Consider the following 16,327-nt stretch of genomic DNA (forward strand, 5'->3'; position numbering starts at 1 on the left):
TCGCACGCGACACATCCCTGCACGCTCGCGTGCATCCGCGCTTCCGCGCGGTCCGAATCGATCAATCAGGAGACAGAATCATGCGTACATTCGCAAAGCGAGTGCTCCTCGGAGCGCTCATCGGCGGCGGCATCGCCATCGCCGGAGCAACGGTCGCCAACGCGGCCGAGACAGACGGGCAGGACGGCCTGCTCTCGGGCACCCAGGGCCTGATCAACGTGGCGGTCCCCGTCACGGTCAGCGGCAACGCCATCTCCCTGCTGGGAGACTCCGCGTCGCAGGATGCGGCGACCGAGGTGGCCGCGCCCACGGCCAGCACGGGCTCGAACGAGACGTCAGGCACCGACGGGATCGCCAGCGGCACTCAGGCGCTGGTCGATGTGACGATCCCCGTCACCGTCAGCGGCACGAGCATCTCGCTCACCGGCGACAGCACGTCGTCCGGCGCCGAGACGGCTCCCGCCGCGCCGACATCGGATGCGGGATCGCCCGCCACCACCGACGGAACCGACAGCGTCGCCGGCGGTACCCAGGTGGTCGCACCCGTCACCGCCCCGGTCACGGTCGGCGGCAACGCCATCTCGCTGCTCGGCGACAGCACGAGCAGCGACGCCGCCACGGCACCCGCATCCACCGGCTCGGGTAGCGCGGGCGGCGCGATGACGGACGGCACCGACGGCATCCTCGGCGGCACGCAGGCGGTCGCCCCGATCGCGGCTCCCGTGACCGTGGGCGGCAACGCCATCTCCCTCACCGGGGACAGCACCACCACCGATGCCGCCACGGCACCCGCGTCCACCGGTTCGGGCAGCACCGACGGCGCGATGACCGGCGGCTCCGACGGTGCCGTCAGCGGCACCCAGGTCGTCGCACCCGTCACCGCACCGGTCACGGTCGGCGGCAACGCCATCTCCCTCACCGGAGACAGCACCACGACCGACGCCGCCACGGCGGCCGGCACCACCGGCACCGGCGGCACCGACGGCGCGATGACCGACGGCACCGACGGCATCCTCGGCGGCACGCAGGTGCTCGCACCGATCACCGCTCCCGTCACGGCGGGCGGCAACGCCATCTCGCTGACGGGCGACAGCACCTCCACTGACGCCGAGACGGTCGCTCCGACCGGCAACGGCACGGTCCCGGCGCTCACCTCGGGTGAGGACGGGATCCTCGGCGGGACGCAGCTGGGCCTTCCCATCACGGCGCCGATCACCCTCGGCGGCAACGCCATCTCGGTGACCGGAGACTCGACCACCGAGAACCCGGGAACCACGCCGGGAACCCCCGGCGAGCCCGGCACGCCTGGTGAGCCCGGTACGCCCGGTGAGCCCGGTACGCCTGGTGAGCCCGGAACGCCTGGTGAGCCCGGAACGCCTGGTGAGCCCGGAACTCCTGGTGAGCCCGGAACTCCTGGTGAGCCCGGAACGCCTGGAACGCCTGGTACCCCCGGCACCCCGGGAACGCCCGGTGCGAACGGAAGCCCCGCTGCGGTGACCGGCGTCGTCAGCGCCGGCGCCCGGACGGCTGACGGATCCCTCGCGACGACGGGCGGAGCGGATGTGGCGGGCCTCGCGCTCGGCGCCTTCCTCCTGGCAGGGTTCGGCGCGCTCATCGCGCTGATCGCCCGCCGCCGTCACGCTCAGATCTGAGGGTGGAAACGGCGGATGGCGGGGAGTCTCATCGACTCCCCGCCATCCGGCATGCCCGAAGGCGTTACTTCGCGGCGACCACCTGGAGGGAGATCACGGCGGTCACGTCGTCGCGCAGACGAACCGTGGCCTCGTGCACACCCACCGACTTGATCGGCGACGTGAACTGCACCTTGCGCTTGTCGATCTCGCCGATGCCGGCGGTCTTGACAGCGTTGGCGACGTCCTCGGTCTTGACCGAGCCGAACAGACGACCCTCAGCGCCCGCCTTGACGGTGAGCTTGACCTTGTCGGCCTCGAGAGCGTTCTTCAGTGCGACGGCGTCCTCGTGGTCGTGGATCGCGCGAGCCTCGCGGGCGGCGCGGATCGACGCGACCTGCTTCTCGCCACCACGGGTCCACGCGACAGCGAAGCCCTGGGGGATGAGGTAGTTGCGGGCGTACCCGTTCTTGACCTCGACCACGTCACCGGCGCTACCGAGCCCGGTGACCTCGTTCGTGAGAATCAGCTTTGCCATGTCGGTACCCCTTACCGGCCTGCGCCAGCGTAGGGCAGGAGCGCCATTTCACGGGCGTTCTTGATCGCGCGGGCGATCAGACGCTGCTCCTGCACCGAGACACCGGTGATACGACGGGCGCGGATCTTTCCACGCTCCGAGATGAACTTGCGAAGCGTGGCGACGTCCTTGTAGTCAATGACGCCGACGCGGATCGCCTTCGCGGGAGCAGCGTTCTTCGCGCCCTTCCGCGGCTTGCGGCGGTCGCCGCTCGACTTTCCAGCCATGTTGTTTCCTTAAGAAGAAGTGTGTTGTCAGAACGGGGTGTCGTCGCCGTAGGCGCCGGGGGCGCCCCATGCGTCGGCACCGTTCGCCGTGTTGTTGCCGCCGGCAGGCGAGCCGGGGGTCGCCCACGGCTCGTCGGCGACCTGGGCACGCGACTGTCCGCCGCCACCACCGCTGTTGCCACCGGCCGCGCGCGTCACCTGGGCGGTGGCGTAGCGCAGGCTCGGGCCGATCTCGTCGACCTCGAGCTCGATGGAGGTGCGGTTGTTGCCCTCACGGTCCTGGTAGGAGCGCTGCTTCAGGCGGCCGGTCGCGATGACGCGGCTTCCCTTGGTCAGCGAACCCGCAACGTGCTCGGCGAACTCACGCCACACCGATGCACGAAGGAACAGCGCTTCGCCGTCCTTCCATTCACCCGACGCGCGATCGAAATTGCGCGGCGTGGAGGCGATCGTGAAGTTCGCGACGGGGAGCCCGTTCTGCGTGTAACGCAGTTCGGGATCGGCCGTGAGGTTACCCACGACGGTGATGACGGTTTCGCCGGCCATGAGCCTTAGGCCTTCGCTGCCTTCGCGGGAGCGGCGGCCTTGCGGGCTGCCTTCTCCTCGGAGCGCTTGGCTTCGGCGGCGACCTGAGCGATCGCCTCTTCGGCACGGAGAACCTTGGTGCGAAGGATCGACTCGTTCAGCTTCAGCTGACGGTCGAGCTCCTGCGTGGCCTCGCTGGTGGCGACGAAGTTGACGACGGCGTAGATGCCCTCGGACTTCTTCTGGATCTCGTACGCGAGACGACGACGGCCCCAGACATCGACCTTGTCCACCGAACCGCCATCGTTGGTGATGACCTTCAGGAACTTGTCGAGGTTGGGGGCAACCTGACGCTCGTCGATCTCGGGGTCGAAGATGACCATGAGCTCGTACTGGTGCGAGTGCGTCACTAACCCACCTCCTTCGGACTAGAACGGCTACCGGGCACTTCCCGGTAGCAGGAGGGTGTAATGCACGTGCCGGGACACAGAGGTATCCAGACAACCTCAGAAGTCTAGCGGATGCGGCCCGCCGCCGCATCCGGGCCGCATCGCGGCCGGTAGCGTGGCCGCATGGAGTGGACCCCGGACGTCTCTGTCGGCGATTGGCTGCGCGAGCGGACGGACGATCCCTGGCGGGGAACGATGCACGACGTCGTTCCCCGCGGCTTCGCGGCCTACGCCCGCGTGTTCCACCCGACGACGCGCTCGCGTCCGGTCGGGATGGCGTGGCCGCCGCTCCCGCAGGACGAGCACCGCCGCGCGTGGGACGCCTTCGCCGACGCCCAGCCCGAGATCGAGACCGAGGCCGCCCGGTGGCGCGACGCCGCCGCATCCTTCGGCACCGAACTCCACCCGACCGCGCAGTGGGGCGCGCTGGTCGGCCGCGCACCGGTCGACGGCCCCGTGTACGGCGCGCGCTCGCGCTCCGACGACGGGTGGGAGTACGACGCCCCGCGCGAGGGCGAGCTGGATGCGGCGACCCTCGCCGCGATCGGCCGGCACCTCGCCGCCCGCGGCACCGCCGTCGGCTACGCCGCCGTGTGGGAGGGCTGGGGCGGCCTGGTCGGCCATCTCGGGATTGCGCCGACGCGGGCGTTCCTCTCCTCCTCGTCCGACGAGCCGGACCTCGAGCGGCACCAGGAGATGCTCGCCCACGCGATGCAGGACCCCTTCAACCGCCCGTACGCGAAGGAGAGCTGGCAGCCCGGCATCCTCGACGACGCCGTCTCGCGGGGACCTCGACTGTCCCTGCCCGGCCGCGACTACGTGCTGTTCTGGGGACCCCTGGACGTCTTCGCCGATCCGACGTGGCCGCACGAGGTGCCCTGGCGCGATGCGGAGATGGAGCGCGCCGGATTCGCCCAGTTCGCCGCATCCCCGTCGCTCATGTGGCCCTCGGACAGGTCCTGGGTGCTCGCGACCGAGGTGGACTTCGACTCCACCATCGTCGGCGGCGACGCGGAGCTGATCGAGGCTCTGTGCGCCGACCCCGCGCTCGAAGCCCTCCCGCTGCCTGCGGGCTCGTCGCTGCAGTGGGACGCGGACGCGGTGAACCGATGACCCTCGACACGACGCCGCTCACCGCTCCGGTCAACCCCGCCGAGCTGAAGGAGTTCACCCGCAGGAATCCCACCAGGACGGGGCCCGACGACGGAGCCCTCGGCAACGTGATGATGCTGCTCGGGGTGGGCGGGACCGCCTTCGCGCTCTTCGCAATCTTCCTCGGTCTCGTGGGAGAGTCCCTGGAGTTCACACTGCTGTGGGGAGTGCTGCCGTTGCTCGGCGCCCTGCTGCTCGCTGCCGGCGGATGGAGATTGTCGGGCGAGGCTGTCGAGCGGCATCACGTTTTCAAGTACCGGACCGACATGTTCGCGCGGTCCAACGGTCTCGTCAACGAGTGGAAGGAGATCGACCGCGATCTTCCGGGCGTCATCTTCCACCGCGGGAAGTTCCGCGCGGCCTTCCCCGTCCTGCGCCGCGAAAGCGGCCGCTTCGTCGAGTTCGCGAACTACCGCTACTCGAACCAACGGGGTGCGAAATACCACTGGGGCTACGTGGCGATCAAGCTCGATACCGCGTTGCCGAACATCGTGCTCGACGCTCTGGGCAACAACGGCCTGTGGGGTCAGTCCAACCTGCCCGTCACGCTCGGCCCTGAACAGCGCCTGAGCCTCGAGGGCGCGTTCGACCAGTACTTCGCGCTGTACTGCCCCGAAGGTTATGAACGCGACGCGCTCTACCTCTTCACGCCGGACATCATGGCGCGGCTCATCGATCATGCTGCCCAACTGGACGTCGAGATCGTCGACGACTGGTTCTTCCTGTACGCGAAGCGTCCCCTGGTCACCACGGACCCCGCAACCTGGACGTGGCTCATGACCACCGTCGATGCCGTCACTCAGAAGCTCGACCGATGGACGCGTTGGCGCGACGACAAGCTGCCCGAGACCGCATCCGACGAGCCGCTGCCTCCGCTGATCACCCCACCGCCCGCCGTCGCCGCCGGCGGTCGGCGTCTGCGCCAGAAGCGGGAACTCGTGAAGGGCCTGCTCATCCTGGCGGCTTTCGTCGGCGCCTACGTGCTGGGGCTCGTCTTCCTGTTCTCCCTCCCCCGCTGAGCCCCGCGCTGCACGGGCTCAGGCGAGGGCGCCGCCGCGACGTTCGCGCTCGAGGAACCGGATCGTCTCGGGATGCTGCGGGGCGTCGAACACCTGCGCGGGCGTTCCCTGCTCGATGATCGTGCCGCCCTGCATGAACACGATGCGGTCGGCCACCTCCCGCGCGAACGACATCTCGTGCGTCGCCATCAGGATGGTGGAGCCTCGGGTCTTGAGCTCGCGCACCAGATCGAGCACCTCGCCGACGAGCTGCGGGTCGAGCGCGCTGGTGATCTCGTCCAGCAGCAGGAGTTCGGGATCGGTCATGATCGCGCGCACGATCGCGACGCGCTGCTGCTGACCGCCCGAGAGACGGTCGGGGAACTCGCGCGCCTTCGCCCCGAGCCCCAGCGTCTCGAGCAGTTCCATGCCGCGCGCACGCGCCTGCTCGCGCGGCACGCCGTGCACGCGACGCGCAGCCAGGGTGACGTTGTCGATCACGCGCAGGTGCGGGAAGAGATTGAAGTGCTGGAACACGACACCGATGCGAGCGCGCACCGCATCCTGATCGACCGTGGGGTCGGTGATGTCGTCGCCGCTGAGCAGGATGCGGCCGTCGTCGACCCTCTCGATGAGGTTGATCGTGCGCAGCAGCGTCGACTTGCCCGAACCGGATGCGCCGATGAGCACCACGACCTCATGCTGGGCCAGGCTCAGGTCGATCCCGCGCAGCACCTGGTGGTCGCCGAAGTCCTTGCGTACGCCGATGACGTCGAGAACGCTCACACGACACCCCCGGTCTGCTCGCGGCGGGCGAGGCGGGCCGAGACCCAGTCGGTGAGACGGATCATCGGCAGGCTCATGGCGACGAACAGGAGCCCCGCGACGATGTACGGAGTGAAGTTGTAGGTGGCGGCCACCTGGATCTGGGCGGCGCGCACGGCATCGACGGCACCCAGGACGGAGATGAGTCCCACATCCTTCTGCATCGACACGAAGTCGTTCATGAGAGCGGGCACGACCTTGCGCACGCCCTGCGGGATGACGACGATGCGCAGGGTCTGCGCGTGGCTGAGGCCGAGGGAGCGGGCGGCGATGCGCTGCGAGGGATGCACCGCCTCCATACCCGCGCGCAGCACCTCGGCGACATACGCCGAATAGGTGAGCACGATCGCGATCGTGCCCCAGAGCACCACCGGCACGCGACCGAAGATGCCGAGGGCGGGGATGCCGAACCCGACGAGGTACAGCACGATCAGCAGCGGCATCCCGCGGAAGAGGTCGGTGTAGAGGGTGGCGAGGGCCCGGAGCGGGAAGAACACCGGGCCGCGCAGCGAGCGCATCACGGCGAGCAGCGTGCCGATCACGGCGACGGCGAGGGCGGCCACCAGCAGCACCTGGATGTTGACCCACAGCCCGGCGAGCACAGACGGGAAGGCGGCGAGCGCGATGTCTACGTCGAAGAAGCTGCGGCGCACGTCCTCCCAGCCGGGGCTGGAGACGATCGCGTAGCCGATGACGGCCACGAAGACGACGGTGCTGGCGAGGGCGATCAGCACCGATCTCGTGGACTGCCGGCGCCGCGTGGCGCGCCGGGCGAGCTCGAGCTCGCTCGGCTGCCACGCGGCGTCGGTCGTGGTCATGTTCAGCCGAGGACTGGAACGTCGACGGCTTCGCTGAGCCAGGTCTTCTGCAGTTCGTCGAGCGTGCCGTCCGCGCGGAGCTCGTCGAGCGCCTTCGAGACCGGATCGGTGAGCTCGGACCCCTTCGGCAGCACGTAGGCGAGCTGGTCGCCGCCGGTCGTGTCGGCGAACTGACCGAGGATCTTGCCGCCGTCGAGCTCGGCGTTGGCGAGGTAGAAGGCGGTGGGCAGGTCGATCACGAACGCGTCGATCTGGCCGGACTGGAACGCGAGCACGACGTCGTCGTTGTTGTTGAAGACGCTGAGCTTGTCGGTGCCGAGCTCCTCGGCGGCGACGGTGTAGCTGGTCGTGCCGCTCATGACGCCGACCGTGTACCCCTTGAGCTCGTCGATCGTGGTCGCGTTCGCCGCGGCCGAGCTGTCGGAGGTGACGACGGCCTGCGAGGTCGTGTAGTACGGCGACGAGAAGTCGACGGCCTGCTTGCGCTCGTCGGTCACCGAGAACTGCTGGATGTTGAGATCCCAGTCCTTGGGTCCGGGCGCGATCGCGCTGTCGAACGTGGAACGCACCCACACGACGTCGTCGGCCGAGAAGCCGAGCTTCTCCGCGAGCGCGTAGGAGACGGCCGACTCGAAGCCCTTCTGGTTGGAGGGGTCGTTGTCGACGATCCAGGGGTCGTACGCGGGCTCACCGGTCGCGATGGTGAGCTTGCCCGCGGTGAGGGTGGGAAGCGATCCGTCCTCGGATGCGGCCGGAGCGGACTCCCCCGCGAAGGCACAGGCGGTCAGGGCGAGCGCTGCGACGGCGCCGAGGGCGGCGCCGACGGTCAGGCGCCGGAGGCGGGAGGTCGTGATCACGGGGACTCCAAGCAGGAAGAGGGGGTGTCGGGTCGGGCGTCGGCGGGTTGCTGTGGCCGACGCCGCGCTCAGCCTAGATCACGCGCGAGTCGCCAGTCCTCGAAGCTGAAACCTGGCGAAACGACACAGCTCACGAGCACCTCGGCCTCGCCCCTGAGACGCGCCGACTGCCACACGCCGGCCGGCACCGTCACCTGCGCGAGGTGTCCGGCGGCGAGGTCGGGGCCCAGAATCACGGTGCGCTCGGCGATCGGCTGGTCGCCGTCGCCCCCGAAGCTCAGCTCGAGGGTGCCGGGTCCGTGCCAGAGCCAGATCTCGTCGCTCGTGACGACGTGCCATGCGCTGTGCTCGCCGGGGGTCAGCAGGTAGTGGATGCAGGTCGCCGCCGGCCTCGGACCCGCGGGCGTCCCCACGCCGGCGGTGGCTGTCCACATCCGGCGGAACCAGCCGCCCTCGGGATGCGGGGCGAGATCGAGGGTGACGGCGGTGGCGGGACGGGTGCTCATGCGCTCACTCCGGTGTGCTCTGTGAAGGACGGTGTCGTGTGCCGGAACGCCCCGCTGATCACGGTGGCTGCGGCGCGGCCCGCGCCGTCGGTGGCAAGGTGCTCGATCGTGTCATCGATCGTCGTGACGGGGATGTCGAGGAAGGCCAGGTCGGCGAGGGCTCCGACCGCGAGGTAGCCGGTGCGATCGGGGCCCGTGTCGATGCCCATCGCGTGCGCGCCGCCGAGGGTCGCGGCCCGCAGCAGCTGCGCCGCGAGCCCCCGATCGGAATAACCCTGCGCCCGCGCGATGCGGTGCAGCGCGGCCACATCCGCGAGCAGGTCGAGCGACGGGCTCGAGGAGAGGGAGTCCGTGCCGACCGCGATGCCGTTACCCTCGGCGAGGTAGGCGGCGACGGGCGGCTCATCGAGGCCGATGACGGCGTTCGAGCGGGGGCAGAGCGCCACGGAGGTGCCGCGGGCGCGCAGCAGGGCGCGATCGCGTGCGGTCATGTAGACGCCGTGCGCGATGTGGCAGTCGGGTCCGAGCACGCCGAGCTGATCGACGAACTCGGTCGCCCCCGTACCGAAGCCGTCCCCGCGCAGCTCGCGGAAGCTGCCGGCGCGACGCTCCTGCCAGGGCGTCGGATGCGGAGCGCCCGATTCACGCTCGAACGCGGCCTCACCGAGGTGGAGGTGGATGCGGCCGCCGCGCTCGCGAACGATGTCGGGGATCTCCAGCAGCGGCTCGACGTCGAGCGAGTAGGGCGCGTGGGGCGAGAGCCCGGTGCCGGGCGGAGAGGGCAGCGCGTCCAGCGCCGCCTCGACCTGGGCTCTGCCGGTCGCCGCCCAGTCGGCGTTGGTCCAGCTCATCACCTCCCAGTAGGTGATGCCGTGAAGGCCCGCGTCGTGCAGCACCCCCGCGGCGGGCGCATCGGTGACGATGTCGGCGACAGCGGTGGTGCCCGCCTCGATCACCGCGCGCGCTCCGGCGTCCGCATCCGCCTTCCAGTCGTGTCCGCGCTCGTAGACCGGATCGAACGCCGCCGCCCAGTCCTCGAAGCCGCGGTAGCTGCCACGTCCGACCTCGGCCATGCCCGTGTACTGCAGGTGCGAGTGCGCGTTGACGAACCCCGGCAGGAGGACTCCCGGCCAGTGCACCTCGGTGAAGGTGGCGCCGCGGGCGGTGAGCTCGCGGCGCACCCAGTCGCGGTCGCCGACGTGGCGGATGCGGCCGCCGCTGACCGCGATCGCCCCCTGCGGGATCGGCGGCGCGGTGATGGGCAGCACCAGATCGGCCGAGTACAGCACGACGCTCATCCGCGGGTCTCCTCGTAGCGTGCCGAGCGCCAGTCCCCTTCCGCACCGTCGGGCGCGGTGCGCTCGTCGATCCACACACCGCGGGCGGCGAGCGCCGCACGGCCGACACGGTCGTCGATCTCGGACGGGAGGGCGTGCACGCCGACGCCCGGGCGGGTGCGCAGCAGGTGGTCGAGGGCGGCGAGCTGCACCGCGAACGACAGGTCCATGATCTCGATCGGGTTGCCTTCGGCAGCGGTGATGTTCACCGCTCCGCCGGCACCGAGCACGAGAGAAGCGGATGCGGCGGCCGCCGCCGTCACCTCCCCCGGTACGCCGCCCGCGACGGCGATCGCCGCCGCGCGCTCGGCGACCGCCTCATCGATCGTGCCGGCGACGCCCGTGGCCGAGACGACGAGCGCGCCGTCCGCCAGCGCGGATGCGGGGCCGACCGCATAGCCGTCGTGGCGCGCGGTGAGGGCCCGCACCGGGTCAACCTCGGCCACGGCGACGGTCGCGCCCAGAGCGCGCAGGTAGGCCGCGACGCCCTCGCCGACGGGGCCGTAGCCGATCACGAGCGCGGGTTGGTCGCGCACCGTCAGAGAGTGCTCATCGAGAAGGTCCGCGATCGCCAGAACGCAGGAGAAGCCGGTGCCGTACCGGTTGTCGAACCGGGTCTTGGCGGCGGCGTCGTTGACGGCCATGACCGGCGTGCGCAGCAGCCCCGCCGCATCCATCCGCCGCAGCGGCGTGAGCCCCGACGTCGTCTCCTCGTTCGCACCGATCCAGGATGCGGCGATCGCGGGGTCGATCTCGTGGGCGAGGCGGATGAGGTGCGAGCCGTCGTCGATGAGAATGTCGAAGCCGCGGCGCAGGAAACTCTCGGCCGCCGCGCGCTCCTCGAGACCCGACAGGTCGGCGCCGCCGTCGACGGGAATCCCCCTCTCCGCGAGCGCCGCGGCGACGGCCGCATCCGTCTCGTCGGGGTGACCGTAGACCGCGACGTCGGCGCCGCGAGAGCGCAGCAGGAGCGCCAGCTGGGCCGTCTTCGGCTCGAGCACCATGCACACGCCGATGCGCAGCCCCCGCACGTCGATGTCCTGGGCGACGGTCGCCGAGACCGGCATGTGAGAGGCGGCGAAGGCGATGCGTGCCGCGGCATCGGGCCGCTCGGGAAGCGGGGCGCCGCCGAGGAGGACGGGCACATCCGTGGGATCCGCGTCGGCGAGAAGAGCCGTGAAGTCGAAGCGCAGCATTCCCGCATCCGAGGCCGACCCCGTCGTGAGAACTGCGCCCAGATCGTGCAGCAGAGCCGTGAGTCGCTCGGCGACGACGCGGTGGGCGGGGGAGGCGTCGACCCGCACGGTACGCGAGGCGATCATGAGATTCGTGCGGCGGGCGAAGCGGCGCACGATCGCCTCCGCGATGCGCATCGAATCCACCGCCATAGCCTACGTCGATTCTTAGCACAGAATGAGATCCCTCTCACGGGGGGACGTCGGGCGAGGGCCGCCGCTTAGCGTGAGGAGCGGGGGCGTCTTCCGTGACGGAGGCGGACCCACGTCCGCACACGCAGCACACGGAGGAACCTCATGCGCAAACTCGCCCCCCTCGCCCTTTCGGCCATCGCCCTTCTCGCCCTCGCCGGTTGCGCGGGCGGCGCCAACGGCGGTGGAGACGCCGGCGCCTCGTCCCAGTCCGTCCAGGAGGCGTGCTCCATCGCCCAGGACAAGCTCAGCGACGCCCAGAGCAAGCTGAGCGAGTCGATGTCGGCAGCGGCCTCGGGCGACAGCGAGGCCACGACCGATCTGTTCGAGACGGTCCAGAAGGGTCTCGACGACGCCCTTGCCGAGATCACGAACGCCGACGTGAAGAAGCCGTTGCAGGCGGTCTCGGACGAGTACAAGACGATCGGTGAGTCGATGTCGGCTCTCGCCGCCGCGGGCTCCGACCCCTCCAAGATCGATGAGCTCACCAAGATCAACGACGACGTGCAGGCCTCGAGCGAGCGCCTCAAGACGGCGTCCGACGAGCTCACGAAGCTCTGCGCCTGAGTCTCGCGCTCCACACGACGAAGGGATGCGGCCCACCGGGGTCGCATCCCTTCGTCGTTGTCGTCGGTGACCGTTCGTGCGGCGGAACCGACAGATTCTGCGCCCGTGGACGTCAAAGCCTCCCCCGCCTGATGGACTCCCTGCGGCTTCGTCGCGCGGGACCGGGATGCAGGTGCGCGGCGGAGCCCTCGGAAGGAGTCACGGATGTTCGCAGGAATCCGACGGGGATGGACCCGTTTCGCCGACGCCCGCCCCACGTGGGCGCAGCTGATCGTGTTCTCGCTGCTCAACGTCGGGATGACCGTGCTCCAGCTCGTGCTGATGCCCGTGTTCAAGGCCGTCTTCGCCCTCACGCCGCTCGTCGACACCGGCTTCCAGGCACTGCCCGTCGGCTCGGACTACTTCATCTTCGACTACGCGGCCGGCGCTCTTCCGGCGGGCGGGGGCGGGCTCGCCTACTTCCTTGCGGTGCAGCTCACACTCGCGATCGCGCAGGTCGTGAACTTCTTCGCGCAGCGCAACATCACGTTCAAGTCCAACAGCAACCCGTGGTGGGCGGCGCTCTGGTACACGCTGGCCTACGTCGTGATCACGTTCGGTGCGGCAGCGCTGCAGGGCTTCTACAAGGCGCCCGTGTACGACCTGTTCATCACCGTCTGGGCGATGGGCGCCACGGGCGAGACCCTGGCCGACGTCGTCACTATGCTCATCAACGCGCTCATCTCGTGCGCGGTGTTCTTCCCGATCTTCAAGATCATCTTCCGTCGCGATCCCGACCCGGAGGTCGTCGTCGCTCCCGCCCCCGCGCGCGAGCGCGTCGGCGTCTGATCACCCCGCCGCGAGACCGAAGGCCTCGAGCTCCGCGGGATCCAGCATCCGGGAACGGATGAGGAACCGCATCCCCGTCGGCGCCTCCACACTGAATCCCGCGCCGCGCCCCGGTACCGCGTCGATCGTCAGGTGCGTGTACTTCCAGTACTCGAACTGCGACTCGGACATGAACACCTCGATGGGCGCGAGATCGGCGACGCGCAGCGCGCCGAGCCGCACATCGCTCGGCCCGATGAGGAACATGCCGACGGGGTAGCACATGGGTGCGGAGCCGTCGCAGCATCCACCCGACTGGTGGAACATGAGCGGCCCGTGCTGCGCGGTCAGCTCCACGAGCAGGGATGCGGCCGCATCCGTCACCGCGACGCGGTCGTAGGTGACCGTCATGATCGCTCCTCTCTGTAGGTGTCGCGTCTCGTCTCGCTCCGCTCGCTCAACGACCGGCCCGTCACCGATCGTTGAGCGAGGAGCGGAGCGACGAGACGAAACGCGGCGGGTCCGACTCAGAAGAAGCCCATCGGCCCGTCGGCGTAGGAGACGAGCAGGTTCTTCGTCTGCTGGTAGTGATCGAGCATCTTCAGGTGGTTCTCGCGGCCGATGCCCGACTGCTTATAGCCGCCGAAGGCCGCGTGCGCCGGGTACTGGTGGTAGGTGTTCGTCCACACGCGCCCGGCTTCGATGCCGCGACCGGCGCGGTACATCGTGTCGGCCGAGCGGCTCCACACTCCGGCGCCGAGGCCGTAGAGGGTGTCGTTCGCGGTGTGGATGGCGTCGTCGAAGCCCTCGAAGCTCGTGACCGAGACGACCGGACCGAAGATCTCCTCCTGGAAGATGCGCATGCTGTTCTGACCCTCGAACACCGTGGGCGCCACGTAGTAGCCCTCCGACAGGTCGCCGCCGAGGTCGACACGCTCCCCTCCCGCGAGCAGCTTCGCGCCCTCCGCCTTGCCGATCTCGATGTACGACAGGATCTTCTCCAGCTGGTCGTTCGAGGCCTGCGCGCCGATCATGGTCGCGGGATCCAGCGGGTTGCCCTGCACGATCTTGCCGACCCGCTCCAGCCCGTCGCCGAGGAATTCCTCGTAGATCGAGCGCTGGATGAGCGCGCGGCTCGGACACGTGCAGACCTCGCCCTGGTTCAGCGCGAAGAACGTGAAGCCCTCCAACGCCTTGTCGTAGTAGGCGTCGCGGTCTCGGGCCACATCCTCGAAGAAGATGTTCGCGCTCTTGCCGCCGAGCTCCAGCGTGACCGGGATCAGGTTCTGCGAGGCGTACTGCATGATGAGCCGGCCGGTCGTGGTCTCGCCCGTGAAGGCGACCTTGCGGATGCGCTTGTGCTGCGCCAGCGGCGCCCCCGCCTCGATGCCGAAGCCGTTGACGATGTTCACGACGCCGGCCGGGAGCAGATCGCCGATCAGATCGAAGAGGAAGAGGATGGATGCCGGCGTCTGCTCGGCGGGCTTGAGCACGACGCAGTTGCCGGCGGCGAGGGCGGGAGCGAGCTTCCAGGTGGCCATGAGGATGGGGAAGTTCCACGGGATGATCTGGCCCACCACGCCCAGAGGCTCGTGGAAGTGGTACGCGACGGTGTCCTCGTCGATCTGGCTGAGCGAGCCCTCCTGCGCCCGCAGGACCCCCGCGAAGTACCGGAAGTGGTCGACCGCCAGCGGGATGTCGGCGGCGAGCGTCTCGCGCACCGGCTTGCCGTTCTCCCACGTCTCGGCGACGGCGATCTTCTCGAGGTTCGCCTCGATGCGGTCGGCGATCTTGTTGAGGATGTTCGCGCGGTCGGCGGGTGTCGTCTTCTTCCAGCTCTCGAACGCCCGCCACGCCGCATCCACGGCGCGATCGATGTCCTCGCTCGTGCCGCGACCGACCTCGCAGAACGGCTTGCCCGTGACGGGGGTGATGTTCTCGAAGTACTGGCCCTTGATCGGCTCGACGAACTCGCCGCCGATGTAGTGGCCGTAGCGGCTGCGGTACTCGGCGACCGATCCGCGGGATCCGGGGGCGGCGTAGACGCTCGAGACGCCGTCTTCAACGATGGTCATGTCATCTCCTTCGACGATCAGGACGGGGCGGCATCAGCGCCGCGCTCGTTGCCCGACACCGTAGGCACCCCCGGGTTGCATCGGGTTGCGCGTCGAGACGACTAGGCGCCGAGCTGCTCCAGGCGCGCGACGATCGACCCGCGACGCGGCGAACGCGGGGCGAGCATCTCGAGGCAGAGGCGCAGCGCATCCACATCCTCGCGTCCCTCATCCGTGTCGATATAGGCCAGCAGCACGTCGAGCCCCGCCCCGGCGAGGAGCGACTCGCGCAGGGCCGCCTGCACGCTCTGCCTCAGCTCCTCCACCCCCGGCGCGCGGGAGTCCGGCAGGACGGGGCCGCGATACGCCGTGAGGGCCACGCGGTGCGCGCCCCGATCGAGCAGCGAGACGACGTGATCGGCGTCGGTCTGAAGCGGGCTCGTCAGCCGATAGGGACGGGATGCGGGGATCAATGCAGGGGCGACGGCATCGAGCACCCGGCGCAGTCTCACCATCTCGGGGCGCAGGGTCTCCACCGGCGCGGCCTCGCCGTACACGAGGGCGGCCAGTCTCTCCGCGGAGAGGCCCTGCTGGTGCACCGCCAGCATGAGCAGGATCTCCGCGTGACGCGCGCTCAGCTCGGTGACGGTGGCGCCTCGGTCGTCGACGACGTCGAGCACCGCGAGGTCGCGTCCGAGCACGCGGAGGGTGGCGTGCTCGGTGGCGCCACGCGTGCGCCTCGGGGGATGGCTCTTCACGGGCGGCGCAGCGCGCGCCCGCAGCCTGGCAACGAGCAGCTCCCCCTCGATCGCCCGCGCCGTCGCGTCGACGAGCAGCTGTGCCTGCGGCGTGGTGACCTCGGCGCCGCCGGTCACATCGATGACACCGAGCACGCGCCGACTCTCGGGGTCGCGCACCGGCGCCGCCGTGCACGACCACGGTTGGACGAGCCGGTTGAAGTGCTCGGCTCCGCGGATCTGGACGGACGCGTCGAGCGCGAGGGCCGTGCCCGGCGCGGACGTGCCCACGGCCTGCTCCGACCAGTTCGCCCCCGCGACGAAGCCCATGTCGCCCGTGAGGTCGCGGATGCGGCGGTCGCCCTCGACCCACAGCAGGCGGCCCGCCGCATCCCCCACCGCGACGACGCCGCCCGACTCGTCCTCGTCGCCGGGCAGCAACAGCTGGCGGATCATGTCCATGACGCTCGCGAGGGGATGCGTGCGCCGGTACGCGTCGAGTTCGTCCGAGATGAGATCCAGGGGCGGCACGGCCTCCACGCCGACGAGGCTCCGGGCCGAGCGCTGCCAGCTCTCACGAACGAGACCGCGCACGGCGGTGACCCGCGGATCCTGCGCGTTTCCGCCGACGAACTCCTCATGCGCGCGCTCGATCAGCAGGCGCGAGCTCTCGGCCGACGCCTCGCGACGCAGAGACCAGGGCGAGGGCACAACGACTCCGATCGACGGTGATCAGGTGGCTTCAGTGTAGGCACGCGGCACGCGCGACGACAGGGTCGTTGTGCGACACACGGTACTGCACCGCTCGCACTACTGTGTACTGCGTGGTAGCT

The 16,327-nt window shown here is 69.9% G+C and carries 18 protein-coding genes; 5 read left to right on the forward strand and 13 right to left on the reverse strand.

Going from position 1 to position 16,327, the window contains the following annotated elements; translation table 11 throughout:
- The first annotated feature begins 80 nt into the window (after positions 1-80).
- Positions 81-1,652: a beta strand repeat-containing protein gene (locus LXM64_RS15835; RefSeq protein ID WP_234074054.1), complete on the forward strand. Its 1,572-nt coding sequence runs from the start codon at positions 81-83 to the stop codon at positions 1,650-1,652.
- Between the two features lie 64 nt (positions 1,653-1,716).
- Here LXM64_RS15835 and rplI read toward each other — a convergent pair whose 3' ends face one another.
- The 4 genes from rplI to rpsF are packed head-to-tail and all read right to left on the reverse strand — an operon-like array spanning position 1,717 to position 3,343.
- Complete coding sequence (rplI, locus tag LXM64_RS15840; RefSeq protein WP_137418537.1) at positions 1,717-2,169, reverse strand: 50S ribosomal protein L9; 453 nt, start codon at positions 2,167-2,169, stop codon at positions 1,717-1,719.
- Between the two features lie 11 nt (positions 2,170-2,180).
- Positions 2,181-2,435 carry a 30S ribosomal protein S18 gene (gene rpsR / locus LXM64_RS15845; protein WP_137418536.1) on the reverse strand — a complete coding sequence of 85 codons (255 nt, stop codon included), beginning with the start codon at positions 2,433-2,435 and terminating at the stop codon, positions 2,181-2,183.
- A 27-nt stretch (positions 2,436-2,462) separates the two neighbouring features.
- Complete coding sequence (locus LXM64_RS15850) at positions 2,463-2,981, reverse strand: single-stranded DNA-binding protein (RefSeq protein WP_234074055.1); 519 nt, start codon at positions 2,979-2,981, stop codon at positions 2,463-2,465.
- A 5-nt stretch (positions 2,982-2,986) separates the two neighbouring features.
- Positions 2,987-3,343: a 30S ribosomal protein S6 gene (gene rpsF / locus LXM64_RS15855; protein WP_137419238.1), complete on the reverse strand. Its 357-nt coding sequence runs from the start codon at positions 3,341-3,343 to the stop codon at positions 2,987-2,989.
- A gap of 189 nt (positions 3,344-3,532) precedes the next feature.
- On the opposite strand from rpsF, the gene LXM64_RS15860 reads away from it, so the two are divergent.
- Together LXM64_RS15860 and LXM64_RS15865 are read left to right on the forward strand one after the other, a co-directional pair.
- On the forward strand, positions 3,533-4,522 hold the full coding sequence (locus tag LXM64_RS15860; protein WP_234074056.1) for a hypothetical protein: 990 nt from the start codon (positions 3,533-3,535) through the stop codon (positions 4,520-4,522).
- Positions 4,519-5,580 (forward strand): hypothetical protein, encoded by a 1,062-nt coding sequence (locus LXM64_RS15865; protein WP_234074057.1) that lies wholly within the window; start codon positions 4,519-4,521, stop codon positions 5,578-5,580. The genes LXM64_RS15860 and LXM64_RS15865 overlap by 4 nt, the downstream gene beginning before the upstream one ends.
- An 18-nt stretch (positions 5,581-5,598) precedes the next feature.
- Here LXM64_RS15865 and LXM64_RS15870 read toward each other — a convergent pair whose 3' ends face one another.
- The 6 genes from LXM64_RS15870 to LXM64_RS15895 all read right to left on the reverse strand — a co-directional run bounded on the left by LXM64_RS15870 (position 5,599) and on the right by LXM64_RS15895 (position 11,275).
- Positions 5,599-6,345 (reverse strand): amino acid ABC transporter ATP-binding protein, encoded by a 747-nt coding sequence (locus tag LXM64_RS15870; protein WP_234074058.1) that lies wholly within the window; start codon positions 6,343-6,345, stop codon positions 5,599-5,601.
- On the reverse strand, positions 6,342-7,202 hold the full coding sequence (locus LXM64_RS15875) for an amino acid ABC transporter permease (protein WP_234074059.1): 861 nt from the start codon (positions 7,200-7,202) through the stop codon (positions 6,342-6,344). Before LXM64_RS15875 ends, LXM64_RS15870 begins: the two co-directional genes overlap by 4 nt.
- Positions 7,203-7,204: 2 nt before the next feature.
- Positions 7,205-8,059: an ABC transporter substrate-binding protein gene (locus LXM64_RS15880; protein ID WP_234074060.1), complete on the reverse strand. Its 855-nt coding sequence runs from the start codon at positions 8,057-8,059 to the stop codon at positions 7,205-7,207.
- Positions 8,060-8,127: 68 nt separating this feature from the next.
- Positions 8,128-8,565: a cupin domain-containing protein gene (locus LXM64_RS15885; protein ID WP_234074061.1), complete on the reverse strand. Its 438-nt coding sequence runs from the start codon at positions 8,563-8,565 to the stop codon at positions 8,128-8,130.
- A complete protein-coding gene (locus LXM64_RS15890; RefSeq protein WP_234074062.1) occupies positions 8,562-9,863 on the reverse strand; it encodes an amidohydrolase family protein in 1,302 nt (433 codons plus the stop codon). Before LXM64_RS15890 ends, LXM64_RS15885 begins: the two co-directional genes overlap by 4 nt.
- The gene (locus LXM64_RS15895) at positions 9,860-11,275 is read right to left on the reverse strand and encodes an adenosylhomocysteinase (RefSeq protein WP_234075499.1); all 1,416 of its coding nucleotides are present in this window, start codon (positions 11,273-11,275) and stop codon (positions 9,860-9,862) included. Before LXM64_RS15895 ends, LXM64_RS15890 begins: the two co-directional genes overlap by 4 nt.
- Before the next feature lie 159 nt (positions 11,276-11,434).
- Between LXM64_RS15895 and LXM64_RS15900 the strand changes: the two genes are divergently transcribed.
- On the forward strand, positions 11,435-11,896 hold the full coding sequence (locus tag LXM64_RS15900; protein WP_137418529.1) for a hypothetical protein: 462 nt from the start codon (positions 11,435-11,437) through the stop codon (positions 11,894-11,896).
- Between the two features lie 204 nt (positions 11,897-12,100).
- Positions 12,101-12,724, forward strand: a complete 624-nt coding sequence (locus LXM64_RS15905) for a hypothetical protein (protein ID WP_234074063.1) — start codon at positions 12,101-12,103, stop codon at positions 12,722-12,724.
- Here LXM64_RS15905 and LXM64_RS15910 read toward each other — a convergent pair whose 3' ends face one another.
- The 3 genes from LXM64_RS15910 to LXM64_RS15920 form a co-directional block, all read right to left on the reverse strand.
- Positions 12,725-13,114, reverse strand: coding sequence for a DUF779 domain-containing protein (locus LXM64_RS15910; RefSeq protein WP_234074064.1), 390 nt, complete (start codon positions 13,112-13,114; stop codon positions 12,725-12,727).
- 116 nt (positions 13,115-13,230) lie between these two features.
- The gene (locus LXM64_RS15915; protein WP_234074065.1) at positions 13,231-14,778 is read right to left on the reverse strand and encodes an aldehyde dehydrogenase family protein; all 1,548 of its coding nucleotides are present in this window, start codon (positions 14,776-14,778) and stop codon (positions 13,231-13,233) included.
- A gap of 101 nt (positions 14,779-14,879) precedes the next feature.
- Entirely contained in the window at positions 14,880-16,205 is a 1,326-nt protein-coding gene (locus tag LXM64_RS15920; protein ID WP_234074066.1) for a transcriptional regulator, read from the reverse strand.
- Positions 16,206-16,327 lie beyond the last annotated feature (122 nt).

Source organism: Microbacterium binotii, assembly GCF_021398715.1.
Classification (GTDB): Bacteria; Actinomycetota; Actinomycetes; order Actinomycetales; family Microbacteriaceae; genus Microbacterium; species Microbacterium binotii_A.

Bases quoted from the DNA above. Each gene is read 5' to 3' on its own strand.
- LXM64_RS15915 (WP_234074065.1), bottom strand. From the start codon at position 14,778: ATGACCATCGTTGAAGACGGCGTCTCGAGCGTCTACGCCGCCCCCGGA.
- rpsF (WP_137419238.1), bottom strand. From the start codon at position 3,343: ATGGTCATCTTCGACCCCGAGATCGACGAGCGTCAGGTTGCCCCCAAC.
- rpsR (WP_137418536.1), bottom strand. From the start codon at position 2,435: ATGGCTGGAAAGTCGAGCGGCGACCGCCGCAAGCCGCGGAAGGGCGCG.
- LXM64_RS15865 (WP_234074057.1), top strand. From the start codon at position 4,519: ATGACCCTCGACACGACGCCGCTCACCGCTCCGGTCAACCCCGCCGAG.
- LXM64_RS15895 (WP_234075499.1), bottom strand. From the start codon at position 11,275: ATGCGCATCGCGGAGGCGATCGTGCGCCGCTTCGCCCGCCGCACGAAT.
- LXM64_RS15890 (WP_234074062.1), bottom strand. From the start codon at position 9,863: ATGAGCGTCGTGCTGTACTCGGCCGATCTGGTGCTGCCCATCACCGCG.
- LXM64_RS15885 (WP_234074061.1), bottom strand. From the start codon at position 8,565: ATGAGCACCCGTCCCGCCACCGCCGTCACCCTCGATCTCGCCCCGCAT.
- LXM64_RS15860 (WP_234074056.1), top strand. From the start codon at position 3,533: ATGGAGTGGACCCCGGACGTCTCTGTCGGCGATTGGCTGCGCGAGCGG.
- LXM64_RS15900 (WP_137418529.1), top strand. From the start codon at position 11,435: ATGCGCAAACTCGCCCCCCTCGCCCTTTCGGCCATCGCCCTTCTCGCC.
- LXM64_RS15910 (WP_234074064.1), bottom strand. From the start codon at position 13,114: ATGACGGTCACCTACGACCGCGTCGCGGTGACGGATGCGGCCGCATCC.
- LXM64_RS15835 (WP_234074054.1), top strand. From the start codon at position 81: ATGCGTACATTCGCAAAGCGAGTGCTCCTCGGAGCGCTCATCGGCGGC.
- LXM64_RS15850 (WP_234074055.1), bottom strand. From the start codon at position 2,981: ATGGCCGGCGAAACCGTCATCACCGTCGTGGGTAACCTCACGGCCGAT.
- LXM64_RS15875 (WP_234074059.1), bottom strand. From the start codon at position 7,202: ATGACCACGACCGACGCCGCGTGGCAGCCGAGCGAGCTCGAGCTCGCC.
- LXM64_RS15905 (WP_234074063.1), top strand. From the start codon at position 12,101: ATGTTCGCAGGAATCCGACGGGGATGGACCCGTTTCGCCGACGCCCGC.
- rplI (WP_137418537.1), bottom strand. From the start codon at position 2,169: ATGGCAAAGCTGATTCTCACGAACGAGGTCACCGGGCTCGGTAGCGCC.